26 protein-coding genes, 1 tRNA gene and 1 pseudogene are annotated in these 26084 nt (G+C 70.0%); 14 read left to right on the top strand and 14 right to left on the bottom strand.

What is annotated here, in order from left to right; translation table 11 throughout:
- A partial coding sequence (locus OP79_RS44500) for an ADP-ribosylglycohydrolase family protein (RefSeq protein WP_033328869.1) occupies positions 1-464 on the bottom strand: 464 nt, incomplete at its 3' end.
- Positions 465-714: 250 nt separating this feature from the next.
- On the opposite strand from OP79_RS44500, the pseudogene OP79_RS52995 reads away from it, so the two are divergent.
- A pseudogene (locus OP79_RS52995) lies at positions 715-831 on the top strand (IS21-like element helper ATPase IstB); the annotation flags it as partial.
- 23 nt (positions 832-854) lie between these two features.
- Here OP79_RS52995 and OP79_RS44495 read toward each other — a convergent pair.
- Together OP79_RS44495 and OP79_RS44490 are read right to left on the bottom strand one after the other, a co-directional pair.
- The gene (locus tag OP79_RS44495) at positions 855-1241 is read right to left on the bottom strand and encodes a nuclear transport factor 2 family protein (RefSeq protein WP_033328868.1); all 387 of its coding nucleotides are present in this window, start codon (positions 1239-1241) and stop codon (positions 855-857) included.
- A gap of 311 nt (positions 1242-1552) precedes the next feature.
- Positions 1553-1942 carry an NsdA family TPR-like regulatory protein gene (locus OP79_RS44490; RefSeq protein WP_483855340.1) on the bottom strand — a complete coding sequence of 130 codons (390 nt, stop codon included), beginning with the start codon at positions 1940-1942 and terminating at the stop codon, positions 1553-1555.
- A gap of 110 nt (positions 1943-2052) precedes the next feature.
- Between OP79_RS44490 and OP79_RS44485 the strand changes: the two genes are divergently transcribed.
- Positions 2053-2529, top strand: coding sequence for a GNAT family N-acetyltransferase (locus OP79_RS44485; RefSeq protein ID WP_033328867.1), 477 nt, complete (start codon positions 2053-2055; stop codon positions 2527-2529).
- Between the two features lie 33 nt (positions 2530-2562).
- Here the strand turns inward: OP79_RS44485 and OP79_RS44480 are convergent, their stop codons facing one another.
- Both OP79_RS44480 and OP79_RS44475 read right to left on the bottom strand, forming a co-directional pair.
- Positions 2563-3231, bottom strand: a complete 669-nt coding sequence (locus OP79_RS44480; RefSeq protein WP_033328866.1) for a response regulator — start codon at positions 3229-3231, stop codon at positions 2563-2565.
- Entirely contained in the window at positions 3195-4466 is a 1272-nt protein-coding gene (locus OP79_RS44475) for a sensor histidine kinase (RefSeq protein WP_033328872.1), read from the bottom strand. The genes OP79_RS44480 and OP79_RS44475 overlap by 37 nt, the downstream gene beginning before the upstream one ends.
- A gap of 213 nt (positions 4467-4679) precedes the next feature.
- On the opposite strand from OP79_RS44475, the gene OP79_RS44470 reads away from it, so the two are divergent.
- The 3 genes from OP79_RS44470 (at position 4680) to OP79_RS44460 (ending at position 8039) form a co-directional block, all read left to right on the top strand.
- Positions 4680-7136 carry an FtsX-like permease family protein gene (locus OP79_RS44470; RefSeq protein WP_033328865.1) on the top strand — a complete coding sequence of 819 codons (2457 nt, stop codon included), beginning with the start codon at positions 4680-4682 and terminating at the stop codon, positions 7134-7136.
- A 61-nt stretch (positions 7137-7197) separates the two neighbouring features.
- Positions 7198-7677, top strand: coding sequence for a hypothetical protein (locus OP79_RS44465; RefSeq protein WP_033328864.1), 480 nt, complete (start codon positions 7198-7200; stop codon positions 7675-7677).
- On the top strand, positions 7674-8039 hold the full coding sequence (locus OP79_RS44460) for a hypothetical protein (RefSeq protein ID WP_033328863.1): 366 nt from the start codon (positions 7674-7676) through the stop codon (positions 8037-8039). Before OP79_RS44465 ends, OP79_RS44460 begins: the two co-directional genes overlap by 4 nt.
- Before the next feature lie 242 nt (positions 8040-8281).
- Here OP79_RS44460 and OP79_RS44455 read toward each other — a convergent pair.
- The 7 genes from OP79_RS44455 to galU form a co-directional block, all read right to left on the bottom strand.
- Positions 8282-8355 (bottom strand) — tRNA-Ala (locus OP79_RS44455).
- Positions 8356-8452: 97 nt separating this feature from the next.
- Positions 8453-9799, bottom strand: a complete 1347-nt coding sequence (sepX, locus tag OP79_RS44450) for a divisome protein SepX/GlpR (protein WP_033328862.1) — start codon at positions 9797-9799, stop codon at positions 8453-8455.
- A 279-nt stretch (positions 9800-10078) separates the two neighbouring features.
- Positions 10079-10708 (bottom strand): GNAT family N-acetyltransferase, encoded by a 630-nt coding sequence (locus OP79_RS44445; RefSeq protein WP_033328861.1) that lies wholly within the window; start codon positions 10706-10708, stop codon positions 10079-10081.
- Positions 10709-10734: 26 nt separating this feature from the next.
- On the bottom strand, positions 10735-11238 hold the full coding sequence (locus OP79_RS44440) for a MogA/MoaB family molybdenum cofactor biosynthesis protein (RefSeq protein ID WP_033328860.1): 504 nt from the start codon (positions 11236-11238) through the stop codon (positions 10735-10737).
- Positions 11235-11747, bottom strand: a complete 513-nt coding sequence (gene moaC, locus OP79_RS44435) for a cyclic pyranopterin monophosphate synthase MoaC (protein ID WP_373302362.1) — start codon at positions 11745-11747, stop codon at positions 11235-11237. Before moaC ends, OP79_RS44440 begins: the two co-directional genes overlap by 4 nt.
- 21 nt (positions 11748-11768) lie before the next feature.
- Positions 11769-13091, bottom strand: a complete 1323-nt coding sequence (glp, locus tag OP79_RS44430; protein WP_033328858.1) for a molybdotransferase-like divisome protein Glp — start codon at positions 13089-13091, stop codon at positions 11769-11771.
- Between the two features lie 5 nt (positions 13092-13096).
- The gene (gene galU / locus OP79_RS44425; protein WP_033328871.1) at positions 13097-13999 is read right to left on the bottom strand and encodes a UTP--glucose-1-phosphate uridylyltransferase GalU; all 903 of its coding nucleotides are present in this window, start codon (positions 13997-13999) and stop codon (positions 13097-13099) included.
- Positions 14000-14132: 133 nt separating this feature from the next.
- Between galU and OP79_RS44420 the strand changes: the two genes are divergently transcribed.
- Positions 14133-14708 (top strand): 5-formyltetrahydrofolate cyclo-ligase, encoded by a 576-nt coding sequence (locus OP79_RS44420; RefSeq protein ID WP_051745590.1) that lies wholly within the window; start codon positions 14133-14135, stop codon positions 14706-14708.
- 105 nt (positions 14709-14813) lie between these two features.
- Here OP79_RS44420 and OP79_RS44415 read toward each other — a convergent pair whose 3' ends face one another.
- Positions 14814-17558 carry a penicillin acylase family protein gene (locus tag OP79_RS44415; protein WP_033328856.1) on the bottom strand — a complete coding sequence of 915 codons (2745 nt, stop codon included), beginning with the start codon at positions 17556-17558 and terminating at the stop codon, positions 14814-14816.
- A gap of 190 nt (positions 17559-17748) precedes the next feature.
- On the opposite strand from OP79_RS44415, the gene OP79_RS44410 reads away from it, so the two are divergent.
- From OP79_RS44410 to mscL, 6 genes are all read left to right on the top strand, one after another.
- Positions 17749-19275, top strand: a complete 1527-nt coding sequence (locus OP79_RS44410) for a potassium/proton antiporter (protein ID WP_033328855.1) — start codon at positions 17749-17751, stop codon at positions 19273-19275.
- Positions 19276-19502: 227 nt separating this feature from the next.
- On the top strand, positions 19503-20792 hold the full coding sequence (locus OP79_RS44405) for an MFS transporter (RefSeq protein WP_033328854.1): 1290 nt from the start codon (positions 19503-19505) through the stop codon (positions 20790-20792).
- Positions 20793-20862: 70 nt separating this feature from the next.
- Positions 20863-21183 carry an FmdB family zinc ribbon protein gene (locus OP79_RS44400; RefSeq protein WP_033328853.1) on the top strand — a complete coding sequence of 107 codons (321 nt, stop codon included), beginning with the start codon at positions 20863-20865 and terminating at the stop codon, positions 21181-21183.
- 74 nt (positions 21184-21257) lie between these two features.
- A complete protein-coding gene (locus OP79_RS44395; protein WP_033328852.1) occupies positions 21258-22100 on the top strand; it encodes an S-methyl-5'-thioadenosine phosphorylase in 843 nt (280 codons plus the stop codon).
- A 257-nt stretch (positions 22101-22357) separates the two neighbouring features.
- Complete coding sequence (locus tag OP79_RS44390; RefSeq protein WP_078492426.1) at positions 22358-22921, top strand: CpaB family protein; 564 nt, start codon at positions 22358-22360, stop codon at positions 22919-22921.
- Positions 22922-23056: 135 nt separating this feature from the next.
- Positions 23057-23530, top strand: coding sequence for a large conductance mechanosensitive channel protein MscL (gene mscL, locus OP79_RS44385; RefSeq protein ID WP_033328870.1), 474 nt, complete (start codon positions 23057-23059; stop codon positions 23528-23530).
- 28 nt (positions 23531-23558) lie between these two features.
- On the opposite strand, the gene OP79_RS52990 is transcribed toward mscL, so the two are convergent.
- Positions 23559-23774, bottom strand: coding sequence for a hypothetical protein (locus OP79_RS52990; protein WP_078492425.1), 216 nt, complete (start codon positions 23772-23774; stop codon positions 23559-23561).
- A 127-nt stretch (positions 23775-23901) separates the two neighbouring features.
- Between OP79_RS52990 and OP79_RS44380 the strand changes: the two genes are divergently transcribed.
- Both OP79_RS44380 and OP79_RS44375 read left to right on the top strand, forming a co-directional pair.
- A complete protein-coding gene (locus tag OP79_RS44380; RefSeq protein ID WP_033328850.1) occupies positions 23902-24930 on the top strand; it encodes a P1 family peptidase in 1029 nt (342 codons plus the stop codon).
- Between the two features lie 252 nt (positions 24931-25182).
- On the top strand, positions 25183-25926 hold the full coding sequence (locus tag OP79_RS44375) for a DUF6227 family protein (RefSeq protein ID WP_033328849.1): 744 nt from the start codon (positions 25183-25185) through the stop codon (positions 25924-25926).
- Positions 25927-26084 lie beyond the last annotated feature (158 nt).

Raw genomic sequence — 26084 nt, 5'->3', positions numbered from 1 at the left:
AGGGCGACGACACCGGTGCGCATCAACGAGCCGTTCCCTGCGCTGCGGTCGTTGCCGGCGGTGAAGCTGCGGGCGGCGGCCAGCATCGCCGCGCCCGGCGCTCCGGGGGCGCTGCCGGCGGCACCCAAAACGGCGCGGGTCTGGGAGCCGACGTCGCTGGCGCCACCGCTCAGCCAGCCCTGGAAGTTGGTGGCGATCGCGTCAAGGGCCTCCGGCGTGCGCAGATCCGCTCCGTCGGCCGCGACCTTGGCGATGCAGATCTGCATCTGGGTGTCGTCGGAGTACTCGCCGGGCGCGTACGGCCCCAGACCACCGCCGATCATGCGCGGCTGCTGGTCGTCACGCAGCGTCGCCTGGAACTCGTAGGGCACACCCAACGCATCGCCCACAGCCGCGCCGAGCAGTACCCCGGCGGCCCGGTCGATGGCCCACGTGTCCAGGCGGGGCTGCGGGGCATGGGCCATGGGAACTCCATCAGGTGCGGTGGCGCGCGGCGGGTGGGCGGTGGCGTGCAGCCGGCGATCCCAGGCGGGACCACCAATTGGGACGACGCACGCGGATGCCGAAAAAGGAGTATTCCTCGGCACATTGACGCCTCGCCAGCTTGGCAGAACATCACACTTATCGTCAATGGGACGAAAGCAGGGTCTGCCGAGGTGAGCGCCCAGATCCGTACGAACCATACGGAGTTCACCGGCGGACGATGCAGGAAGCCCTGGCCTCCGCGTGGCCATCGTCGACCGGCTCACCTTCGGGGGCGACATCATCGAGACCGGAACCGGCTCCTGTCGGCTCGCCCAGACCCTGGCACAACAGCAGGCCTCCACCTAGGAACACGGTCCAAGGCAGCCCTGCTATTCGGCCTCCGGCGAGACGAGAGTGCCCTGGTGGTAGTACATCCGCCAGCCCGTCCCGTCGCTCCGCTTGCGCCAGAGGGAGCTACGGCGCGCCCGCCGACCGTCGATCATGGTCTCGTAAGTGAGGTGCACCAACCCAGGCGCCAGAACGACCCCCGTGATGTCCGACGGCTGGTAATGGGGACCCTCCTCAAAACCGCCCGCCATGTCCGGCAACGCGGCGAGCATCTGCTCATAGGTCCATCGCCGGCCCGAGGCACCGACCTCGACGAACTCAGGGTCCAGCAGTTCCCTGGCCAAAGATCGCGAGGCCCGCACGTTGGGGTCCATGAGGCGCAGCTCGCCCGCGACTGCCTCGTTCACGTCGTCCGATTCATGCTTCACAGCCGCATCTTCGCCCCGGCCACCCAATCCATGGCAACCGGGTTACCGGTGACCGGTCCCTCATGATCGCTCCGCAAGGGAGGCCAAAATCCACTCCCAAGTGGGGCCACTTCACGTTCCTGCGGCCAGGCGTACGGGTCGAGCGCGGGCACGACGTCTGGTGGGGCGACACCCTGCGGACGCTCGCCCTCGCCAGCGGCAGCCTCGGGCGCCTCGGGGTACGGAGACAGGCCGGCGGGTGGGAGTCGAACCTGACCCAGCGCCTGCTGTACGACACCCAAATCGCCGAGCAGGTCGATCACTTCCGGCCGTCAGCTCTTCAGTGCCGCGACCTCCCGCGCCCGCCCGGCCAGTTCCCTCACCGGCCGTTCCTTCACGTGCCTCCGCAGCCGTGTGCGCATCGTCTCGAAGTGGTCGTCACCGCGGGCCGATGAGATGTGCTCGTACTCGTCGAGAAAACGGCCCCATGAGTGGCACGACGCGTCGAGATGCCCATACGCGTACTGCCGTTGGGCCAGCAGCGCATACGAATGCACGCGCCCTTGCCGCTCCGGCTTCGGCTGCACCTTGATCGACTGCTGCAGGGCCTTGATGCTGCCGGGCAGGTCACGTTCCTCGTACAGCACATGGGAGAGGTGGAACAGCCACGCCGTCTGGTCGTACCCACCGATCGCGTCCCGCCGGTTGTCCGCCTTGGACAGCGCAGCCTCCCCGGACGGCAGCCCCGCTACCTGCCCAGAGGCACCGGGGCCGCCTTACCCATGGAAAAATGGATCGCCACCGCACAGCGCATAGAAGTACGATACTCGGCATGTATATACGTCGCGCCTCCTTCGACCACCCCGACGCCGTCAAGCTGAACGACCAGGTCCAGGCCGAGTACGCCGCGCGCTACGGGGACGAGGGTGACGTCACCCCTCTCGATCCGTCGATGTTCGAGCCGCCGCTCGGCCTGTATCTCATCGCGTACGACGCGCAGGAGCGGCCGGTGGCCACAGGCGGCTGGCGTGCCCAGGACGCGAACGACGAGGGCTACTCGGACGGCGACGCGGAGATCAAGCGCATGTACGTGATCGAGGAGGCACGCGGCAACGGCCTCGCCCGCCGTATCCTCGCGGCCCTGGAGGACGACGCCCGCGCGGCCGGCCGTACGCGCATGGTCCTGGAGACGGGCACGAAGCAGCCGGAGGCGATCGCCCTCTACGCGTCCAGCGGCTACGAACCCTGCGCCAAGTTCGGCCACTACCGCTTCCACGACTCGAGCAGGTGCTTCGCGAAACCGCTCTGAAGTCCCTGTGAAGCGGCTATCTTTGAGGGAGCGTCAGGCGCGCAGAAAGGTCAGTACGGCCAGCACTCTGCGGTGGGTCTCGTCGGCCGGGGGCAGGTCCAGCTTGGTGAGGATGCCGCTGATGTGCTTGCCGACGGCGGCCTCGGACACCACCAGTTCGCGGGCGATCGCGCCGTTCGACCGGCCCTGGGCGATCAGCGCCAGGACCTCGCGCTCGCGCGGGGTGAGCCGCTCCAGCGGATCGCGGCGGCGGCGCAGCAGTTGGCGTACGACCTCGGGGTCGACGACCGTGCCGCCGTCGGCGACCTCGATCAGCGCGTCCACGAACTCCTCCACCTGCCCGACCCGGTCCTTGAGCAGATAGCCGACGCCCGTTCCGTCGCCGGAGTCGAGCAGGTCGGCGGCGTATGTCCGCTGGACGTACTGGCTGAGGACCAGGACAGGCAGCGTGGGTCGCGTCTCGCGCAGTCGTACGGCCGCGTGCAGGCCCTCGTCCTGGAAACCGGGGGGCATCCGGACGTCCGTCACCACGATGTCCGGCCCGTGCTCGCCGGCCGCGACGAGCAGCGCCTCGGCGTCGCCGACGGCCGCGACGACCTCGTGCCCGTAGCGGGTGAGCAGGCCGATGAGCCCGTCCCTCAGCAGCACGCTGTCCTCGGCCAGGACTACACGGAGCGAACGGGCCGGTCGGTCAACTCGCAAGGGATCTCCACGCGCAATAAGGTCGGTCCGCCGGGTGGGCTGGACAGGGAAAGTCTGCCATCCAGTACTGACACCCGGTCCGCGAGTCCGGTCAGCCCGCTGCCGCTCCCGGCGTCCGCGCCGCCTCGCCCGTCGTCGCGTACCTCCAGGAACAGCCGCCCGTCGCGGTGACCGCCGCCGACCTCGGCACGGCCGGCCGCGCTGTGCTTGTCGACGTTGGCGAGGGCCTCGCACACCACGAAGTACGCGGCTGCCTCGACCGCTTGGGGCAGGCGCCCGGGCAGTTCCAGGCTCAGGTCCACAGGGATTACGCAGCGGTCGGCGGCGTCGGCGACGGCCGCCTGGAGTCCGTAGTCCGCGAGGACCTGCGGATGGATGCCGTGGATGAGTTCGCGCAGCTCGGCCAGCGCCTTGCCCGCATCGTCGTGCGCCTTGGCGAGCTGGTCGGCGAGCACGCCCGGCGGGACATCCAGGCGAGCCAGGCCGAGGGTCATCGTCAGGGCGACAAGGCGCTGTTGCGCCCCGTCGTGCAGATCCCGCTCGATACGCCGCCGCTCCGCCTCGAAGGCGTCCACCAACCGGACGCGGGAACGCGCCAATTCGACGACCCGCGCCCCCAGGTCGCCCTCGCGGGAGGCGATCAACAGACGCGTCAGCGCGGCCCGCGCGCCCGCCGCGACCCCGAGAACGTACGCGCACAGGCCCATCAGGACGAGCCCGAGGACGGCGACGCCGAAGGCGGCCGGCCAGCTGGTGACCGTCCACTGCTTGAGCACCTTCGCCTCATGGCCGTCGCCGACCGTCGCCATCAGCAGCGGAGTTGCCGTCATGGACGCCGGGAACAGCAGCGCGAGGGTGAGCACCAGGACGTCCACCGGCCACAGCAGGCCCGCGAACAGGAGCGCGTACCCGAGCTCCCGCCAGGTCGTCCGCTCCCGCAGCCGCGTCATCAGCCAGGCCCACAGACCGGGCTCGGCGGGCACCCGGTGCTGGTCGGGCACCGGCTCCAGGTCGACCAGACGCAGCCTGAGCCGCTCGACGCGGGCCACCGGCAGACCGGTCAGGGCCGTGCCGACCAGCAGCGGCAGCCCCACCAGGACGACGGCGAGGACCCCGCCGACCGCCGCCAGGGTCACGATCGCCACCAGGGCGGCGACGCCGGTCACGGCACCGGTGACCAGATAGGCGATCGAGCGCCAGGGCCATGCCGACAGCAGGTAGCCGGGCCTGGTCATGGCCTGCCACACGGTGCGGGGCTGCGCGGGGATCGCTGAATGCATGGGGATCACCGTATGAGCGGCGTACGTGGTTGTGCCATCGGTCCAGGGGGCGGATCGGAGGTAGGCCTGGCCCTACCCCAGGTCTCGGCTCTGCCGCACTGCGCCTTGTGCCCCCACACGGTTTCGTGAAGCCGTCACAATCCCGAATCACCAGATCGAGGCCATGCTGTGCTGAGAATCGCCCTGCGCACGCTGCGTACCCGCTGGATCTCCTTCGTCGGCAGCTTCGTCGCCCTCTCGCTGGGCGTCGCGCTGATCGCCGTGATGGGTCTGGCCCTGGCCTCCTCGCTGGACGCCCCCGAACGCCGGCCCGAGCGATTCGCCGCGGCGCCGGTCGTCGTGAAGGGCGCGGACACCCTGCGTGTGCCCACCGCGAACGGCGACGAGACGCGGCAGCTCGCGCATCCGCGTGCCGTACCGGCCGAGGTCGTCGCGCGGCTGAAGGACCTCGGGACGGTAGTCGAGGACCGGTCGTTCGCCGTACGGACCCGGAGCGGCCCCCGCGAACTGGTGGGCCACCCCTGGTCGACCGCGGCCTTCGCCCCGTACGAGATGAGGGCGGGACGCGAGCCGCGTACGGCCGACGAGGTCGTCGTCAGCGGCGACTGGGCGAGGCCTGGCGAGCGTGTACGGACCGACCGCGGCACCGTACGCGTCGTCGGCACCGTCGCCGGGCGCGGCTTCGAGAACGCCGTGTTCCACACCGACGCGCGCGCCGCCGAGCTGTCGCCGCGCAGCGTCCAGCTCGTCGTGGACGCGGACGCGGCGGCCGTACGCGGCGTGGTGCGCGGCAGCGGCGTACAGGTGCTCACCGGGAACGCGCGCCGTTACGCCGATGCCGACCCAGACCGGGACAGCGAGGCACTGACCGCGATGAACGCCCTGTTCGGCACGGCGGGCGGGGTCACCGGCTTCGTGTCGGTGTTCGTGGTGGCGTCCACCTTCGCGTTCGCGGTGGCCCAACGGCGCCGGGAGTTCGGGCTGTTGCGCACCGTCGGGGCGACCTCCGGCCAGATCCGGCGCATGGTCTTCGCCGAAGCCCTCGTAATCGGGGTACTCGCTTCGGCCGCCGGCTGCGTACTCGGGGCGTACGGTGCGCCGTGGCTCGCCGACCGGGTGGTCGACGGCGGTCTCGCGCCGGGCTGGTTCACGATCGGCGATCACACCTGGCCGTACCACCTGGCCTTCTGGACGGGCCTGCTCGTCGCGCTGTGCGGAGTGGTGGCCGCTTCCTGGCGAGCCGGGAGGACGGCGCCGACCGAGGCGCTGCGCGAGGCGTCCATCGATACGCGGACGATGACGTGGGGCCGCGGGCTGTGCGGCGCGGCGCTGCTGCTGACCGCCGCCGTGACGCTGGGGATGGCCCTGTTCAGCGATCCGGGCGACCTGCTGCACCGCAAGACGTACATCAGCCGCACCATGCTGCTGATCACCGCGGTCGCCCTGCTCGCCCCAGTCCTGGTACGTCCGCTGACCCGCGCGATCGCCTGGCTCCCGGCCCAACTGCCGGGTGTGATCGGCAGGTTGGTACGCGAGAACGCCGCCACGGACGTACGCCGCACCGCCGCCGTCGCGGCCCCCGTCCTGGTCACGGTCGCACTGGCCTGCTCCCTGTTCGGCGCCACCGCCACCCTGAACGAGGCGAAGGCCGCCGAGACCCGCGAGCAGACGGCCGCCGACTTCGTGATCACTCCGGCGGACGGCGCGGACTTCCTCCCGACGGTGGCGCGGCTGCGCGAGGTGCCCGGAACCGTGGTCTCCGCGACCTCGTCGAGCGCCTTGCACACCCTGGAGGAGGGCGTGGCCCTCATCAAGTCCGAGGCCCGCGCCGCCGATCCGCGTACGCTCGCCGCGACCACTCACCTCCCGGTCACGGCCGGCAAAGTCCGCGACCTCGACGACGACTCGATCATCGTCAACGAGGAGTGGGAGAAGCACACGGTCGGACAGCGCGTGGACGTCTGGCTCGGCGACGGCACGAAGAAGTCCCTACGGATCGCCGCCGTACTGTCCATCGGCACGGGCGACAACGGCGTGTACGTCACGCCGCGCAACGCTCCGGGCGCCATGGTCGACCGAGTGGACGTGGTCGTCGCGGAGGGTGCCGGCAGGTCCGCGGTGGCAAGGGGCCTGCACGAGGCGGTGCGCGGCACGGGCGGCGAGATCCTCACCAAGTCCCAGTGGATCCGGTCGAGTTACCCCGAAACCAACCGCACGACCCGGCTCGGCATCCTCCTGGTCCTCGGCATCGCCTTGCTGTACACGGCCATCTCCCTGACCAACACCATGATCACGGCAACCTCCGACCGCTCCCGCACCCGCGACCTGGCCGCCCTACGCCTGGCCGGCGCCACCAAGGGCCAGGCCCTGCGCATGGTCGCGACAGAGACCCTGCTGGTGGTGACGGTGGGAGCCGTACTCGGCCTCTTGACCACCGCCCTGAACCTGCTGCCGATGTGGACCGCCCTGACCATCCTGTCGGCACCCACTCCGCCCCAGTTCCCCTGGCCGGCCCTCGCCACAACGGTCATGGCGTGCGCACTCCTCGCCGTGCCCTCGGCACTCGCCGTCGCGGGGGTCGCCTTGCGGCGAGGGGCGGTGAGGTCGGCGGGCGTACAGGAGTGAGGCTCTGCACCCCTCCTTTGAGTGATGGCGCCAGCATCAATTTCGAAGTAGTTTCAAAGTTGTGAGTACCGAGAACGCAGCCGTGAACTTCTCCGAGCTGGTGAACAAGAACAAGAAGACACTCGCCCGACTCAAGGAATCGCCGCGACTACTGCTGCACCGCAGAGACGGCGAGGACCTGGTCCTGACCACCGCTGCACGGGCTGAGCAGGACCAGACCGTGGTTTCGGCCGCCACCCGGATGCTGGCCGCGATGGCACGCCGGGAGCCCGGCAGTATGGAGCTTCTCCTCGACATACTGCCGGATGCCTTCCCATGGGTCCGTTTCCTGCCCGAGGCCGATCTCCACGCCTTCGCCGTCGAACTGGTCGACACCATGCGCGCCGCCGACTCCCTCGGCAACAACGCCTCCGTCGCCCAACTGCTCATCGCCTGGCAGCACACAGCCGAGGTCTACTCCGACCCCGAGCTGCTGGCCACACTGACCAGAGACCATGGCGAGGACTACGGCCCCGCTGTGGACCCGCGGGACATCGGATGACCGCGGGCCGCGGCGACCGCGCCGCACCACCGGCACCGGCACCGGAAGGCCACTGGGAAGTCCGCTTTGCGGACGCGGCCTCGGCCAAGGGCTGGGAGAACCTCTCCCAGCAGGCCCGCGAGAACACCTACCGCGCCTGGGTCACCATGCGCACGAACCCCAGAGCATCCACCGAGACACCCCGACATCACCGGCTCAAGGACAGCCTGGCGCACGGCACTTACCGCGGCCAGACCTGCGAGCAGTGGCAGATCGAGGTGACTGGCGGCGGCCGTATCTGGTACCTCCTGGACACCGCCCGCGAGACCTGCTGGATCACCTTCGCAGGCACCGGGCACCCGCGAGCCACAGACCGACGCTGACCCAACACAGCCAGAGGAACAGCACACACCCACTGCCCGCCTCGACAACATATCGAGGCCGGCAGTGACGCGCAGAACCGAAAAGATCGGGGCGGCAACGAGTGCGCTCCCCCGACCGCAGCCATCCACCACCACGAACGGGCTCGACTACACCCCGGAAACGACGAAGACCCCGCACGATCATCATGATCGCCGGGATCTCGTCAGCCGAACCTGAGTCAACTCAAGAACAGCAATTGCGGTGGACCTGTGGGGATTTGAACCCCAGACCCCCTCGATGCGAACGAGGTGCGCTACCAGACTGCGCCACAGGCCCTTGCAACGAGGGAAACTCTAGCATCCGGGTCCGGGTGCTTGGAAATCCGTTCCTGGCTGGTCAAGGGCGGGGCTTCTGGGGCGCTGCCACTCGCTTGTCACTCGTTGGCGGCGCGCGGTCGGTCGCCGTCCTCGTACTGGTCGAAGAGCGGGGTGCGGCCGCGTTCGCGGGCGCGGCGGGCCGAGGCGGCGCGGCGCGCGTCCGCGGCGCCGTCCGAGTCCGCGTCGGGCTCGGACGGCTCGTCCTCCGGCGTCGGAGCCGCCCCTGCCGCGGGGCGCTCGGCCGCGCTGGACCGTGCCGAGCTCCACGCGTCGGGTGCGCCCAGGTCGACGCCGGACGTGGCGCGCGGGGCGACGGGGGCCGTCACGTACGTCGGCAGCGGTACCGGTACGGGGTCCCAGCTGTCGCCGCCGGCCGGACCACGGCGGCGTTCGCGCTGCTGGTCGACCCACTCCGCGTGATCGGTCTGCTCGACGAGGGCTCGGCGGTCGGCGGTCAGCGCGGACAGGCCGGGGTCACTGGTCGGCTCGGGTCCGTCCTCCGGGTCGTCGGCGGCGCCCGGCTCGGCGGGCGGTCGTCGCCTCGGCTGCCGTTCCCGCAGCCGCTGCGCCGCGGCCTCGGCGCGCCTGCGGTCCATCGTGTACGTGAACCGCCGCCGCTCCTGGGAGCGCAGATACGCGATGTAGACGCTCAGCAGTATCGCCGGCACCCCGGGCGCCCACAGGAGGGCGAGCCCTCCGACAGCCGCCACGATCGCGCCGAGCGTGAAGGCGAGGAAGAGAACCGTCGTCGTACGCCGTCGGCGCGCGAGCACCTTCGAGCGCCGGGCGCGTGCGGCGGCCTCCGCCGCAGCAGCCCGGCGCGCACGGGACGACGAGGGCGAGGAGGATGACGATGACGTCGGTGCCGGAGACGACGACGGCTTGGCGCTCCGCTTCCCTCCCGGCTTGGCCCCCTGTTGAGGCACCGGCCTGGCCCCGGCCGAACGGCCCGCCTGCGACGCCGACTTGGCACCGGGCTTCGACTCCGCCGCGGATGCGGACCCGGACTCGGACGCCGGGCTGGACGCCCGCTTCCCCGAAGGCCGACCCTCCGCCTCGGGCCGCCCCTCACCGCGTACACCCCGCGCATCGTCCTGTACGTCCGCGACCTTGCCCCGTGCCTCGCGCCGGGTCTGAGGCATGGCGAAGGCCCGGGCGTCCACCGAGGCGGTGAGGTCGTCCGGTTCGGCGTCGCGCTCCCCCTCTTCGGTGGAGCGCGCCCGCAGGTCCTTGGCGTATCGGCGCTCCATCCCCGCCCGTCCGGACAGCAGCCGGATGGCGGTGCTGAAGCGTTCCGTCGGACGGGCCTCATTCAGCTCGTCCTGCCTACGGAGCCACATGGGCACCAAGTAGGCGGCCCAGGCCCCGACAATGACTGCGTAGATGAGGCCGCTGCTGCTCACGCCTCACACGGTAGAGGGGTTTACGTGAGGCCATCTGCCAATTCCGCCGGTGTGTCGCACGATCTGGCTGATATTTCGAGCTTTTTTTGTGACCGATGCGATCAGCAGACCGCCGGGACCGGGAAATTAGTGTCCCAGGACGGTCGATCACCGATCATTTTCGAACACGTATTTCATTTAGGTGGTGTTCTCGGCGGCCTTGGTGGAGCCTGGCCCGAGGCACTGCGCGACCAGCCACGACGGGCCCGCAGCCTCATTGCGGCACTTCCAGCGGAGCGCTCAGGCCGTGTTCCGAGGGGTGTCCCGCGGTGAGTTTTCGGATGTGTTCCGGGAGCGTGTCCGCTGCCAGCGGCTGAGCAGGCCCTCGGGGACCTCTTCTGCCGTGAGCGCGAAGACGAGGTGGTCGCGCCAGGCCCCGTCAATGTGAAGATAACGTGGACGAAGTCCTTCTTCGCGGAATCCGAGTTTCTCCACGACCCGGCGGCTGGGCACGTTCTCGGGGCGAATGCAGACTTCGATGCGGTGCAGCCCGACGGTGCGGAAGCAGTGGTCGACCGCGAGAGCGACGGCCGTCGGCATCACTCCGCGTCCGGCGACCGCCTCGTCCACCCAGTAGCCGATATGGCCCGAGCACATCGAGCCCCAGGTGATTCCGGCGACGGTCAACTGCCCGACGAGCCGCCCCTGGTACTCGATGACGAATGGCAGCATCCGGCCCGCGTTGGCCTCGGCGCGCAGATGCCGGACCATCTGACGGTAGGTCGGCCGGTGCGCTATCGGTCCGCTGGGCGTGGGCGGCGGAATGGTGGCTTCCCAGGGGCGCAGCCAGTCCCTGTTGCGTCGGTTGACGTCGCGCCAGGTCCGGTGGTCGCGCATCTTTATGGGCCGGAGGACGACATCGGCGTCCACCAGCTCGACCGGCCAGGATGGGCTGTTCAGCTCGCACCCCCACTGCCACTGGGTCTGGGGTGATCGCCGCCGCGGAGCTGGTCCACGGCGTGGATCAACAGGGGTTCCAGGACGGCGAGTCCGTCCCTGACCCCGCCGGTGGAACCCGGCAGGTTCACGATCAGCGTCCGTCCGGCGACTCCGGCCAGGCCTCGGGACAGCGCCGACGTCGGCACCTTCTCCCTTCCGAACGCTCGGATGGCCTCCGCAATGCCCGGCACCTCGTGGTCGAGGACGCGCCGGGTGGCTTCGGGGGTGCGGTCGGTGGGCGAGATGCCGGTGCCTCCGGTGGTCACGATGACGTCATACCCGGTCTCGACGCCCTCGCGCAGGGCGGCCTCCACGGGATCACCGTCGGGGACGACCCGGGGTCCGTCCACGTCGAAGCCGTACGAGACGAGCCCCTCGGCGATCAGGGGGCCGCCCTTGTCCTCGTAGACCCCTGCGGCGGCGCGGTTGGATGCCGTGACGACAAGGGCGCGATACGTCATGTCCGACTCCAGTCGCCCGACTTGCCGCCCGTCTTCCCCTCGACGCGTACGTCCGTGATGACCGCCCCCTTGTCGACCGCCTTGACCATGTCGATCACGGTGAGAGCCGCCACGCTGACCGCGGTGAGGGCCTCCATCTCCACACCCGTACGGTCGGTGGTCTTCACGGTGGCCAGGATCTCGACGGCGTCGTCCGCGACCGACAGATCAAGCTTGACACCCGACACCGACAACGGGTGGCACAGCGGAATCAGGTCCGGTGTGCGCTTGGCGCCCATGATGCCCGCGATGCGCGCGGTGGCCAGCGCGTCGCCTTTGGGGAGGCCCTCGCCGCGCAGCAGCTCGACCACCCGGGGTGAGACCAGGACCCGGCCGCTGGCGCGGGCGGTGCGCGCGGTCACGTCCTTCCCGGACACGTCGACCATGCGGGCGGCACCCGCCTCGTCGATGTGGGTCAGTCGGTCGTTGGTACTCATGGCGCTCCCGGTCGGGCGTGTTGTGCGCGACACGGTACCGCCATCCCGGCCCTGTCAGCCGAGGAGGACCACTTCGACCTCGGTGCCGGGCTCCACGGATTCCACGGTCTCGGGGACCACGATCAGCGCGTCGGCGCGGGCGAGGGCCGCGATCAGGTGCGAGCCGGCGCCGCCGACTGGGGTCACCTCGCCGTTCGCGTACCGCCCGCGCAGGTATTGACGGCGTCCGGGGGGCGAGGTCAGCGCCTTGTCGGTGTTCAGGGCCGCCCTGGTCGTGGGCCGGTGGATGTCGTCGACGCCCATCAGGGTGCGGATCGCGGGGCGTACGAACAGTTCGAAGGAGACGTACGACGAGACGGGGTTGCCCGGCAGCGCGAGGAGCGGGGTGTGGTCGGGGCCGATGGAGCCGAAGCCCTGGGGCTTGCCGGGCTGCATGGCGAGCTTGCGGAACTCGATGCCGCTGCCGGGCTCGTCCTCGTCGCCGACGGACTCCAGTGCCTCCTTGACGACGTCGTACGCCCCTACGCTGACGCCGCCCGTGGTGACCAGGAGGTCTGCGCGGATGAGCTGGTCCTCGATGGTGGCCCGGAGGGTCTCGGCGTCGTCGGCGACCGCGCCCACGCGGTAGGCGATGGCTCCGGCGTCGCGGGCGGCGGCGGTCAGGGCGAAGCTGTTGGAGTCGTAGATCTGGCCGTTGCCCAGCTCCTCGTCGGGCTGGACGAGTTCGCTGCCGGTGGACAGGACGACCACGCGCGGGCGCGGGCGCACGCGTACGGTCCCGCGGCCGATCGCGGCGAGCAGCGCGATCTGCGGCGGGCCGAGGATCGTGCCCGCTTCGAGGGCGCGGTCCCCGGCCTTGACGTCGCTGCCCTTCGCGCGCACGTGCGCGCGTGCCGGAGCCGGACGGTGCACCTGGACCTGCCCGGAAGCGCCCTCGGGAGCTGCGCTGTGGGCGCGCATCCGGGAGACGGGGCCCTCGCCGAGGCCGCCGTCGGTCCACTCCACGGGGACGACGGTCTCGGCGCCCGGCGGCAGCGGGGCGCCGGTCATGATGCGGGCGGCTTCTCCGGGGCCCACCTGGGGCGGCTCGGTCGGGCCCGCCGCGACGTCTCCGACGACCGTGAGGACGGCCGGGAACTCCTCGCTCGCGCCCGCGACATCGGCGACCCGGACCGCGTACCCGTCCATCGAGCTGTTGTCGAACGGCGGCAGGGAGACCGGCACCGTGACGTCCTCGACCAGGACACAGCCCTGGGCGTCGAGGAGTTGCAGCTCGATGGGTTCGAGGGGTCGGACGGTCGTGAGGATGTCCTCCAGGTGCTCGGTCACCGACCAGAGGTGGTCCTGGCCGGTGACGCGGGTCGCGGCGCTGCTCAAGGTTGCTACATCTCCTCGGTGACGTAACTGCGAAGCCAGGTCCGGAAGTCCGGGCCCAGGTCTTCACGTTCGCACGCGAGTTGGACAATGGCACGCAGGTAGTCGCCCCGGTCGCCGGTGTCATAGCGGCGGCCCTTGAAGACGACGCCGTGCACGGGTCCGCCGATCTTCTCGTCGGCGGCGAGCTGCTGGAGGGCGTCGGTGAGCTGGATCTCGCCACCGCGGCCCGGCTCGGTCTTGCGGAGTATGTCGAAGACGTGCGGGTCGAGGACGTAGCGGCCGATGATCGCGTAGTTCGACGGGGCGTCCGCCGCGGACGGCTTCTCGACCAGGTCGTGGACCTTGACCACGTCGCTGTCCGGGGTGGCGTCGACGGCCGCGCATCCGTAGAGGTGGATCTGCTCGGGCGCGACCTCCATGAGGGCGATGACGCTGCCGCCGTACTGCTCCTGGACCTGGACCATGCGCGCGAGCAGGGGGTCGCGCGGGTCGATCAGGTCGTCGCCGAGGAGGACGGCGAAGGGCTCGTGGCCGACGTGCGGGGCGGCGCACAGGACGGCGTGGCCGAGGCCCTTGGGGTCGCCCTGGCGTACGTAGTGCATGGTCGCGAGGTCGCTGGACTCCTGCACCTTGGCGAGCCGGTCGGCGTCGCCCTTCTTCTGAAGGGCCGATTCCAGCTCGTAGTTGCGGTCGAAGTGGTCCTCAAGGGGACGCTTGTTGCGGCCTGTGATCATGAGGACATCGTCGAGGCCCGCGGAGGCGGCTTCCTCGACCACATACTGGATCGCCGGCTTGTCGACGACCGGCAGCATCTCCTTGGGAGTGGCTTTGGTGGCCGGCAGGAACCGGGTACCGAGGCCCGCTGCGGGGATGACAGCCTTGCTGATCCTGGGGTGTGCCTGAGTCATGCCGGTCACCATATCCGGTGCCAAAGTATTGAATGTGTGGCTCCGGTTAATTCGCTCTCATATGAGCGCATGAGCAAGAGTACGGGAGTGAACTGTGAGTCGGCCGAGACCGGATGCGGAGCCTGGCAAGCGGATGTTACGGCAGGAGTTCCTCCTGGCGAGAAGCCGGTTGACGGCTGATGACAGACGGGAAACGGAAGCCGCACTCGCCGCCCGCGCCCTGGAGCTGCCCGAACTGGCGCGGGCGCGCACCGTGGCGGCGTACGTCTCCGTGGGGAGCGAGCCGGGTACACGCGCGCTCCTCGCCGCGCTCCACGCGCGTGGGGTACGCGTTCTGCTGCCGGCCCTGATGGCGGACAACGACCTGGACTGGGGCGCGTACGACGGTCAGGGCTCGCTCGTCCGCGTACAGCACCGGGGAAAAATGGCCCTCCTGGAGCCCGCGGGCGAGCGCCTCGGACCGGATGCCGTGCTGTCGGCCGATGCCGTCCTGCTGCCGGGGCTCGCCGTGGACGCGCGCGGGATGCGGCTCGGGCGCGGCGGCGGGTCGTACGACCGGGTGCTCGCGCGGCTGGAGCGGGCGGGGGCCGATCCGGCGCTGGTGGTGCTGCTGTACGACTCCGAAGTGGTCGATCGTGTCCCTGAGGAACCGCATGACCGGCCGGTGCACGCGGTGATCACCCCTTCGGGAGTACGTCGCTTCCGGTGACGCCCCTGGAGAGGCTGACGTGCGAAACGGCCCTCCACGCGCGCGTGGAGGGCCGTTTTCACGGCCGGGCCCGCCGATTCACGGCGGGGTCTGCCGAAGTCCGCCTCAGGGCTGCAATACCAGCGTGTCCTCGGTGTTCTCCTCGACAGCCCTCTCCGTGGAGACCCAGTCCAGCAGCTCGCCCTTGGCCCACTTGTCGGTCTGGTCGATGTAGTGGGCGTTGTAGGCGTGCCCGGAGGCGCCGGTGAGATTGATCCACTTCGACTTGTCGAAGTCGTCGAGGTTCACGACCATCCGCATCGACGGCACCCAGACCACGGTGTAGCCGCCGGCGGCGTTCCAGCCGGTGGCGCTGACCGCGGCCTCACCGCCGCCCAGGTTGTACGGGCCGCGGTTGAGCATGAACTGCAGGAAGCCGGGGCCGTCGGTGCCCATGGTCTGGTTCTTCAGGTACAGCCGGTGCAGGCGGCCCCAGTTCCAGGTGTCCATGTCCTTGCCGAGCTTGGCGGTCAGCTCCCAGCGGGCGTCCTCCAGGGCCCGCCCGAAGAGCTCGTCGCGGTTCGTGGCCGCCTCGTCGGTGCGGTTGCCGGGCGTCTGCCACCAGTCGCTGTCCTCGTCGTCGAGGATCGACCTGACCACCTCGAACCAGCGGTCGCCGCCGTCCGGCTGCGCGCTGTCCGCGTCACGCTGGCCGCACTCGCGCACCCGCTGGTCCTCGTCGGCCGGACCGGTGGTGTCGACCGGCTCGACGTACAGGCACTGGCCCTCGACCCGCAGCTCCTTGGGCAGCTTGTTGCCGAACGCGAGCTTCAGGATGTTGCGCCAGACCGCGTTGAAGTAGGCGGCAGCCGCCGAATCGGCGTCCTGGGTGTAGTTCCAGCCCTCCAGGAGCTTCTGCCCGTCCCGTACGTCCTTGTCGGGGACGTCGATCTTGAGCAGCAGGGGCACCAGGAGCTTGGCGATCTCGCTGCTGTTGTCGAGCTGCATCTGGCGCATGTCGTCGGTCGAGACCTTGCCGCCGCCCTTGAGCTTCGACTCGATGAGATCGGTGATCCGCTGGCTGCGCGTGCCGTAGCCCCAGTCCGTGGTGAGCGTGTAGGGGTACTTGTCCTTGTCGACGACGGCCTGGTTGGCGGTCACTATGTAGCCGCGTTCCGGGTTGTACTCGTAGGGCAGCTCGGACTGCTTGATGTAGCCGGTCCACTCGTACTTGGAGTCCCAGCCGGGCGCAGGGAGCGAACCGTCGCCCGCACCGCGCTTCGGGATCCTGCCGGGCAGCTGGTAGCCGATGTTGTTCTCGGTGTCGGCGTAGATCAGGTTCTGCGAGGGCACGTCGAACAGGGCGGCGGCCTTGCGGAAGCCGTTCCAGTCGGTGGCCTTGTTCATCGCGAAGACGGCGTCCATCGAGGTGCCGGGGTCCAGGGCGGTCCAGCGCAGCGCGATGCCGTAGCCGTCGCCGCGGTCGGGGGCCGACTGGTCGACGGTGGCCTTCCTGCCGACCTTCACGAGCTCGTCGTCGCGGTCGGACAGCAGCGGCCCGTTGTTGGTCTCCCGGACGACGATCGTCTTGCTGTCGCCGCCCGCGACGTCGATCTTCTCCTCACGGCTGGTGAAGGACCTCACCTTGCCGTCGTACTCGTAGCCGTCCCCGGTGAGCTTCTCCAGGTACAGGTCGGCGACGTCGGCACCGGAGTTGGTCATCCCCCAGGCGATGTTCTTGTTGTGGCCTATGACCACGCCAGGCAGGCCCGCGAAGGTGTACCCGGAGACGTCGTACTGGCACTTGTCGGAGACGCTCTTGCAGTGCAGGCCCATCTGGTACCAGACCGACGGCAGCGACGGCGACAGATGCGGATCGTTGGCGAGGAGCGGCTTGCCGCTGATGGTGTGGGCGCCGCCGATGACCCAGGAGTTGGAGCCGATGCCGTTGCCGTTCACGCCGACAGCTGTCGGGACGTCGTCCAGTTCGTCGTAGAGGCCCGACAGCTGGCTCTGCAGCCCGGAGGGGTCAGTGCTGCCGCCGGCGAGCCCGGAGCCCTCCGTGGACGTGTCCGTGCCGCCGTTCTGCTCGTACTCCTCGGAGCTGCGGTTGTACTCGCCCTCCTGGACGATCGTCTTGTTCCGGTCGTACGGGTACTGCGGGTACAGGTCGGCGATCTGCTGCGGGCCGAGGCGGCTGGTCATCAGGGAGCGGTCGATCTCGTCCTGCATGTTGGCGCGCAGGTCCCAGGCCATCGCCTTGAGCCAGGCCACCGAGTCGACCGGAGTCCACTCCGCGGGCTTGTAGTCGTTGGAGAAACCGAGTGCCGCGTACTCCAGGGAGATGTCCTCGCCGTCCTTGCCCCGGAGGTAGGCGTTGACTCCCTTGGCGTACGCCTGGAGGTACTTTTTCGTCTCGGCCGACAGCTTGGTCTTGTACTCCTCCTCCGCGACCCGCTTCCAGCCGAGGGTGCGCAGGAACTCGTCGTTGTCGACCTGGCCCTTGCCGAACATCTCGGAGAGCCTGCCGGACGTCATGTGACGGCGTACGTCCATCTCGTAGAACCGGTCCTGCGCCTGGACATAGCCCTGCGCCATGAACAGGTCCTCGTCGGTGGCGGCGTAGATCTGCGGGATCCCGTTGCCGTCACGCTTGACGTCCACGGGGCCTGACAGGCCGTCCAGTTCGATCGATCCCTTGGTCTGCGGGAAGGAGCCGCGCACGGTGCTGATGGACCAGAACGCCCCGTATCCGACGCCCCCGATGATGGCCAGGACCAGGACGATCAAGATCAGACGGGTTCTGCGCCCCTTCTTCCTGCCGGACTTGCCGCGCGTCTGACCAGAAGAAGAGGTGGTGTTGGGGGGCATCGCTGTCCTTGCTGTCCTCACGCGAGCGGCAGGCGGGGCCGTGCTTTTGACTGAACGCTGGAGCAACCATAGGTCAGGGCCTGGCGCGGCTTGACGCGGAGTCGGGAACGGGGCTCTTCAGGCGATGGGGGCCACATTCGCGATCGTCAAGAAAGCGTCAAGAGTTAGGTAAAGTAACGAAGTACTTGCACTGCCGAGAGGGGAGCACCCGCTGACCGTCCACCACCTCAACCAGCTCCTGCTCATCTGCTCGCTCGTTCTGCTCGTCGCGGTGGCAGCGGTTCGCATCTCTTCGCGCAGCGGGCTCCCCAGCCTGCTCGTCTACCTGGGCATCGGCGTCGCCATGGGACAGGACGGTGTCGGCAACATCCAGTTCGACAACGCCGAACTGACCCAGGTCTTCGGGTACGCGGCCCTGGTCGTGATCCTGGCCGAGGGCGGTCTCGGCACGCAGTGGAAGGACATCAAGCCGGCGCTTCCGGCCGCCTCGTCACTGGCGCTGGTGGGGGTCGCGGTGAGCGTCGGCGTCACGGCCACCGCGGCCCACTACCTGATCGATCTGGAATGGCGGCAGGCGCTCATCGTCGGCGCGGTGGTCTCCTCGACGGACGCGGCGGCGGTCTTCTCGGTGCTGCGCAGAGTGCCCCTCCCCGCGCGCCTGACGGGCATGCTGGAGGCCGAGTCCGGCTTCAACGACGCTCCGGTGGTCATCCTCGTCGTCGCCTTCTCCACGGCCGGTCCGGTGGAGCACTGGTACGCGCTGCTCGGCACGATAGCCCTGGAGCTGGCCATCGGCGCGGCCATCGGGCTCGCGGTGGGCTTCGCCGGCGCGTACGGACTGCGTCATGTGGCACTGCCCGCCTCCGGCCTCTACCCGATCGCCGTCATGGCCATCGCGGTCATGGCGTACGCGGGCGGGGCGCTCGCCCACGGCAGTGGCTTCCTCGCCGTGTATCTGGCGTCGATGGTGCTCGGCAACCAGAAGCTGCCGCACTGGCCCGCCACCCGCGGCTTCGCCGACGGGCTCGGCTGGATCGCCCAGATCGGCATGTTCGTCCTGCTCGGCCTGCTGGTCACGCCGCACGAGCTGAAGGACGACTTCTGGACCGCGCTCGTCATCGGCCTGGTGCTGACCATGGTGGCGCGTCCCCTGAGCGTCGTGATCGCGCTGCTGCCGTTCCGGCTGCCGTGGCAGGAGCAGGTCCTGATGTCCTGGGCGGGCCTGCGCGGCGCCGTGCCCATCATCCTGGCCACGATTCCGATGGTGAGCGGCGTCGAGGAGAGCCGTCGCATCTTCAACATCGTCTTCATACTGGTCGTCGTCTACACCCTCGTACAGGGCCCGACTCTCCCCTGGCTGGCCCGGAAGCTGAGCCTGGGCAAGTCCGCCGCCGAGGCAGCCGACCTGGGCATCGAATCGGCGCCTCTGGAGCGGCTGCGCGGACATCTGCTGTCGGTCGCGATCCCAGAGGGGTCGAAAATGCACGGCGTCGAGATCAACGAGCTGCGGCTGCCCCCGGGCGCCGCGGTCACGCTGGTCGTACGGGACGGGGAATCGTTCGTCCCCCTGCCCACGACGATTCTGCAACGCGGCGACGAACTCCTCGTGGTGGCCACGGACCCGGTCCGGGACGCGGCCGAACGGCGACTGCGGGCGGTCGGGCGGGGCGGCAAGCTGGCGGGGTGGCTGGGGACGGGCGGTAACGGCACTTCGTAGGTGAAAGCGGCCTGGATTCTCGCTTTCCCAGGGGCGCGATCATTGATGCCTGTACGATGAAGGCGCACTCAGATCGACCCACCTCTGCCTGACGCAGAGCTGGCGCGACCGTATGGCGGCCGCTGCCCTCCCCGGGCCCGGTATCTACCGCAGTTCCGCGCAAGAGGACAGCTCTCGGCGCGCCCCCCGCACGGGCGCGCGCTACCAGGCGGCAGAAAGGCACGGCCGTGGCATCCACGGTCACCTCCGAGTCCGCCAGGACCTCGGTCACCTCCCGCCCTGGATACGGGCAACTGCTGCGCACGCGCGGCGCCTGGACGTTCCTGCTTCCCGGTTTCGCCGCGCGGCAGCCGTTCGCGATGCTGACGCTGTCGCTCGTACTGCTCGTGCAGCACACCACCGGCTCGTACGGGGCCGCCGGTGCCGTCGCCGCCGTGACCGGTGTCTCCATGGCACTGTTCGCGCCCCTCACCGGCCGTCTCGCCGACCGTCACGGGCAGCGCGCCGTCCTGATGCCCGGCGTCCTCGTCCACACCGTGGCGGGTCTCTCCCTGACGGCGCTCGCGCTCACGGACGCTCCCCTGTGGACGCTGTTCGCGGCGGCCGTCCCGACCGGCGCCTCCGTGCCGCAGATCGGGCCCATGGTGCGGGCCCGCTGGGGCGTCAAACTCCAGGGCTCACCCCTGATGACGACCGCGGCGGCCTTCGAATCCGTCACCGACGAACTGACCTTCGTACTCGGCCCGCTGCTCGCGACCGCGCTGTGCACCACCGTGGACCCGGCGGCGGGCCTGCTCACGGAGGCCGCGCTGACCCTGGTCGGCGGCCTGCTGTTCGCGGCCCAGAAGAGCACGCAGCCCGCGGTACGTCTCGAGGGGCACGCGCGCGTGGAGCACGTTTCCGCCGTGTCGGTCCCCGGAGTGCGCGTCTTGATCGTGGCCTTCCTGGGCATCGGCTTCGTCTTCGGCGGTATGCAGGTCTCGCTCGCCGCGTTCACCGAGTCGATCGGCGAGCCCGGCCTGAACGGCGTCCTGTACGGCACGTTCGCCGCGGGCAACATGCTCTCCGGGATCGTCTGCGGCGCCATCGCCTGGAAGACGGCACCGCGCCGCCGTCTGGTCATCGGGTACGCGGCACTGGCCCTGACCGCCTCCGGTCTGTGGGCCGCGGACTCCGTGATCGCCCTCGCCGGAGTCGGCCTCCTGGTCGGCATGTGCGTCGCGCCCGCCCTGATCACCGGCTACACGATGGTCGACGGCCTGGTTCCGGCAGGCGCCCGCACGGAGGCCTTCACCTGGCTGACCGGCGCGGTCGCGCTCGGGCAGGCGGCGGCCGTCACCGTCGCCGGGCAACTGGAGGACCGCCTCTGGGACGGCGCCGGCTTCCTCGTCCCGATGGGCGGAACACTGCTGGCTCTGGCGACGCTCGTGGCCCAGCGCTCGCGGCTCGTGCCCAGGCCGGTCGGCCGGACCGTCGCACGTGGCGTCGGTCACCGCGTACCGCTGGCAGTGGACTGAATGCTGGGAATAGGTCACTATTGATGGTCGTTAGCACTCATCGAGTGAGAGTGCCAGGAGGAAGACTAAAGTGCCGACCTACCAGTACCAGTGCACCGCTTGCGGCGAGGGCCTCGAGGTGGTGCAGAAGTTCAGCGAGGACGCCCTGACCGAGTGCCCCAGCTGCGATGGCCGCCTGAAGAAGGTGTTCTCCGCGGTCGGCATCGTCTTCAAGGGCTCCGGCTTCTACCGCAACGACAGCCGCAGCTCCTCGTCGAGCAGCTCGACGGCAAAGTCGTCCTCCACGTCGACCCCCGCCTCCACGACCCCGTCGTCCACCACGACCTCGTCGTCCTCGGACTCGTCGTCGTCCGGCACCGGCACCTCCTCGAGCAGCAGCTCGGCCGCGTAGGGCTTTCTTACGAGACCCTGTCGTCGTACGACGGCGGGGTCCGCGGCGTTTTCGGACCCGGTTAGGGTGCGGTCATGGCGAACACGGAGAACGCCGAGATCGGCGTCATTGGCGGCTCGGGCTTCTACTCCTTCCTCGACGACGTGACCGAGATACAGGTGGCCACGCCCTACGGGGCGCCCAGCGACTCCCTTTTCCTGGGCGAGATCGCCGGGCGGCGGGTCGCCTTCCTCCCCCGCCACGGCCGCGCCCACCATCTGCCGCCGCACCGCATCAACTACCGCGCCAACCTGTGGGCGCTGCGCTCTGTCGGGGCGCGTCAGGTGCTCGGGCCCTGCGCGGTCGGCGGGCTGCGTCAGGAGTACGGCCCGGGAACGCTGCTCGTACCGGACCAGATGGTGGACCGTACGAAGTCCCGGGAGCAGACGTACTTCGACGGGATGCCGTTGCCGGAGGGCCAGGTGCCGAACGTGGTGCATGTGTCCCTGGCCGACCCGTACTGCCCCGTCGGGCGCGAGGCCGCGCTGGCGGCGGCCCGCGGCCAGGACTGGGAGCCGGTGGACGGCGGGACGCTCGTGGTGGTCGAAGGGCCGCGGTTCTCCACCCGTGCCGAATCGTTGTGGCACCAGGCGCAGGGCTGGTCGGTGGTGGGCATGACCGGGCATCCCGAGGCGGCGCTCGCCCGTGAACTCGAGCTTTGCTACACGTCGTTGACCCTGGTCACCGACCTCGACGCGGGCGCCGAGACCGGCGAGGGCGTCTCGCACGAGGAGGTGCTGCAGGTGTTCGCGGCGAACGTGGAACGGTTGCGGGGCGTGCTGTTCGACGCGGTGGCGGGGCTGCCCGAGAACGGGGCGCGGGATTGCCTGTGCGCGAAGGCGCTGGGCGGGATGGATCCGGGGTTCGAGCTGCCGTAGGACGGTCCGAGGGCTTCGGGAGCGGGGGTCTGGAGGTCCGGGGGCCCAGGGCGGCTCTGTGGAGGGGTTCGGGGCTCTCAGAGTGGCTCCGTGGACGGCTCGGTGGCTCTGTGGACGGCTCGGTTGGGGCGGAACTCCCCCTTCGGGTGAGCGAGTTGTCCACAACCGGCCGGTAGTCCACGGACCGCAGCGGGATTCGGCGCGAGGCCGCAATCTGGCATCGCAAGCCGATCTCCCGACCGCTGGTGGTGGTTCTCGTGTCGCTACTCCCTTCCTTTCCGCGCCCGTTGGGCACGGACGCGCCCGGTACGTGCGAGGTGCCGCACTTCGCTCCCGTGCGGGTGCGTGGCGGGCGGTACCAACTGCGACGGCTCGTACGGCACAGAAGGCGGGCCGTGGCCGCGGGGCTCGCCGTGACCGCCGCCGCGCTGGTGGCGGCAGGGCCACGGGACGCGGGCCGGGCAAGGGCCCACTCCGCAGGTGCGCCGCCTGTCGCGGCGGAGTCGAGAGTGCCGGGAGATCCGGTACGGGAGCGGCAGGCCGTCGAGATGGTGACGGCGCCGGTGCGGATCGCGGACGGCGCGACGGTACGGCTGTTGCGGCCGGGCGATCGTGTCGATGTCGTCGCGGCTGAGGAGTCGGCGGTGGGCAGCGGTGACGCGCGGGTGGTCGCGCGCGGGGTGCGGGTGACGAAGGTTCCCGAGGCCCTGGACGGGGTGGCCGAAGGCGGTGCGCTGGTCATGCTGTCGGTGCCGCGGCAGACGGCGGTGCGGCTGGCCGGAGCCGGCGCGACCTCACGATTGGCGGTGACCCTGTGCTGAGTCTGCTCAAGAGGATCACCGGCTGGCTGTCAAGTCCTTCGATGGAGCTGGGGCGTTGGACAAGGTCGCCACGCCCTGCCGTAGGTTGCGGAGCTGTTCACTCCACAACTCGTGCGGCTGAAGAGGGGCTCCCTGGTGAGCGAGAGCAAGAAGGATCCGGGCGTCTTGGAGGGCTTCAAGACCTTCCTGATGCGCGGCAACGTCGTCGACCTGGCAGTAGCGGTGGTCATCGGCGCGGCCTTCACCAACATCGTCAACTCGGTGGTGCAGGGAATCATCAACCCCCTGGTGGGAGCGATCGGCACAAAGAACCTGGACAACTACAGCTCCTGCATCGAGGGACCCTGCAGAGGCACAGGCGCCACCGCGGAAGGCGTCCGGATCATGTGGGGTTCGGTGCTCGGCGCGACGCTCTCGTTCGTGATCACCGCGGCCGTCGTCTACTTCCTGATGGTGCTGCCGATGTCCAAGTACCTGGCCCGGCAGGCGGCCCGTCAGAAGGAGAAGGAGGGCGCGCACGAGGTCATCGAGGTGACCGAGCTGGAGGTCCTGAAGGAGATCCGCGACGCCCTCGTGGCGCAGCGCGGCTCGGGGCACACCGAGCAATAGCGCCCACCGCTCGCCGGACCTGCCAAGCTCAGATGTGGTGTGGCGGCTTCTCGTCCAGGAAGCGGGCCAGGTCTCCGGCACTGTCACCGCTGGGCCGCTCGCCCCACCCGCTGTCCGAGTCGTCCGCGGACTGCTGGCTCAACGGATCGTCGAAGACCAGCGCGGGTTTACGGGAGTCCCGGGGGGCCGGGGCCACCCCCTGGGAAGGCGCAGGGCGGGGTTCGGGGGTGGGGGTGCTGCTCATGGGTCCAGGGTACGGCCCTGAGGGTGGGCCGGTTCGGATGGCATAGCCGGGCTCCCTCGCGGGCGCTTTCCCTCGCGTATGCATTCCCACTCGTATGCGATCGGGTATCTGTTCGACACTGGGTGCCATGACAGTTGGCGCTCTGACAGATGTGGCCGGGCTGCGCGTGGGGCATGCCACGCGGACCGGCGGTGGTTGGCTGACCGGTACGACGGTCGTCCTGGCCCCGGAGGGTGGTGCCGTCGCGGCCGTGGACGTGCGCGGCGGCGGGCCCGGCACCAAGGAGACCGACGCGCTCGATCCACGCAACGTGGTGCGGAAGATCGAGGCGCTGGTCCTGACCGGCGGCAGTGCGTACGGGCTGGACTCGGCGGCGGGCGTGATGGCCTGGCTGGAGGAGAGGGGACGCGGGGTGCGCGTCGGGCCCGATCCGGCGCACGTGGTGCCGGTCGTCCCGGCGGCCTGTGTCTTCGACCTGGGACGCGGCGGCGACTTCCGGGCCAGGCCCGACGCGGCGACCGGCCGCGAGGCGGTGACGGCAGCCGCGGCGAGCGAACTCGGCGCACCGGTCCAGGAGGGCTGTGTGGGCGCCGGTACGGGAGCGGCGGTCGGGAGCATGAAGGGAGGGATCGGCAGCGCGAGTGCCGTGCTCGACTCGGGTGTCACGGTGGCGGCGCTGGTGGTGGCCAACGCGGCGGGGTCGGCGGTGGATCCGTTGACGGGGGCGCTGTACGGGGAGCTGCTTCAGGGGCGAATGACGTACCCGGCGGAGGAGGTGCACGAGGCGGCGCGGGTGCGGCTGGCCGAGACCGCGGCGAAGAACGGCGCTCCCCCGCTGAACACCACGCTCGCGGTGGTCGCCACCGACGCGGAGTTGTCGAAGGCGCAGGCGCAGAAGCTGGCGGGAACGGCGCACGACGGCATCGCGCGCGCCGTACGGCCGGTGCATCTGCTCAACGACGGGGACACGGTGTTCGCGCTCGCCACGGGGGCGCGTCCGCTGGCGGAGGAGAACCCGCTCGCGCTGAACGAACTCCTCGCGGCCGGGGCGGATCTGGTGACGTGGGCGATAGTACGGGCGGTACGGGCCGCCGAGTCGGTGGAGGGGCCGGGTGGGGTGTGGCCGGCGTACGGGGAGTTGTACGGCGACTTGTAGCGGGGCCGGTCGGCGGGGAGGCGGGGAAGGGAGGCCGGTGAGTGAGAGGTGCCGGTGGGCGGGGCGCACGGGTAGGAGTGTCTGCCCCCCTTCCGAGCAGGGGAGTTGGGGTTGTGTCAGGGTGGAGGGGAACTTGCCGCGCGGGTTCCGCGTTTTCTGTGCGTACGTTTTCTCGGTTCCCGGACATGATGTCCGGCTGAGGGGCTACGGTATGCACCCACAAGGTGACATGCAGCAACGCCGGGAGAAACCTTGAGCGTTCCGTACGAGACGGCAGCGTACGAGCCACCCGAGTCGCCCGAGTCTCCTGAGGAGCATCTCGCGCGACTCCTCGGCCGCGCCCTGAACTCCTTCGAGCTCTCCGACGAGACGATAGGCCGGCTCGACTCCGCGCTGGCGCACGACAGTTCGCTGCACTCCGCGCACCACAGTGCCGGGCTGCACCGCGGGACGTACCGGCACACGTGGCTGCTCGCCGACGGTTCGGCGCTCACGCTGTGGGAGCTGGTCCACAACACCGGGCCCGGCAGCCATGTGGAGCACGAGGTGTACGAGGACCGGGAGGAGCTGCGGGCCGCGACCGCGCGGTTGCCGCTGCCGCCCGACGAGCCGGACTTCGAGATGCCGGCTCTGGCGCTGCTGGCGCCGGTTCCCGAGCCTCGGCATGTGTACGTGCTCGATGACTCGGCGGACCATGGACGGCGGTTGCTGCGGCGCGCCGAGAACGCGGACCGGCCGGGTGAGGAGATGGCCGAGCTGCTGCGGATGGCGTTCGCGCACGAGATCACTCAGGCGTTCGGCCGGCCGTATGGAGGTCGGGGGGCAGGCTTCTCGCTCTACGAGCATGCGTTCTTGCTGCTGGACGGGCGAGAGTTGTCCCTCTGGGAGGTCGAGCACACGGCTACGCCTGATGGGCGGCACGTGTGCGAGGTGTACGTCAGCGAGGACGCTGCGCGGGATGCGATGGAGAGGCGAGCTTCTGCCTCCGGCGGCTGAGCGGTTGGGTTCGTTTTCGGGTGCGGGTTGGTGGGTGGCTGGTCGCGCAGTTCCCCGCGCCCCTGGGGTGGGTGGGGGGTGCGGGGTCGTGGGCCGGTGCGTCAGCCCGTCGCAGGGCGGGCATACGGCCCTTAGCTGGTACAGGGTGCGGGTTCTCC

Source organism: Streptomyces yerevanensis, assembly GCF_000716805.1.
In the GTDB taxonomy this organism is placed as follows: Bacteria; Actinomycetota; Actinomycetes; order Streptomycetales; family Streptomycetaceae; genus Streptomyces; species Streptomyces flaveus.
Note: the sequence above shows the minus strand (reverse complement) of the source record. Positions and strands in the feature narration are given on the sequence as shown.

What these genes read in the sequence shown, in the direction of transcription:
- OP79_RS44420 (WP_051745590.1), top strand. Translation starts at nt 14,133, where the DNA reads ATGTTACGGCAGGAGTTCCTCCTGGCGAGAAGCCGGTTGACGGCTGAT.
- OP79_RS44380 (WP_033328850.1), top strand. Translation starts at nt 23,902, where the DNA reads ATGACAGTTGGCGCTCTGACAGATGTGGCCGGGCTGCGCGTGGGGCAT.
- OP79_RS44415 (WP_033328856.1), bottom strand. Translation starts at nt 17,558, where the DNA reads ATGCCCCCCAACACCACCTCTTCTTCTGGTCAGACGCGCGGCAAGTCC.
- OP79_RS44485 (WP_033328867.1), top strand. Translation starts at nt 2,053, where the DNA reads ATGTATATACGTCGCGCCTCCTTCGACCACCCCGACGCCGTCAAGCTG.
- OP79_RS44475 (WP_033328872.1), bottom strand. Translation starts at nt 4,466, where the DNA reads ATGACCAGGCCCGGCTACCTGCTGTCGGCATGGCCCTGGCGCTCGATC.
- OP79_RS44440 (WP_033328860.1), bottom strand. Translation starts at nt 11,238, where the DNA reads ATGACGTATCGCGCCCTTGTCGTCACGGCATCCAACCGCGCCGCCGCA.
- OP79_RS44460 (WP_033328863.1), top strand. Translation starts at nt 7,674, where the DNA reads ATGACCGCGGGCCGCGGCGACCGCGCCGCACCACCGGCACCGGCACCG.
- OP79_RS44395 (WP_033328852.1), top strand. Translation starts at nt 21,258, where the DNA reads ATGGCGAACACGGAGAACGCCGAGATCGGCGTCATTGGCGGCTCGGGC.
- galU (WP_033328871.1), bottom strand. Translation starts at nt 13,999, where the DNA reads ATGACTCAGGCACACCCCAGGATCAGCAAGGCTGTCATCCCCGCAGCG.
- OP79_RS52990 (WP_078492425.1), bottom strand. Translation starts at nt 23,774, where the DNA reads ATGAGCAGCACCCCCACCCCCGAACCCCGCCCTGCGCCTTCCCAGGGG.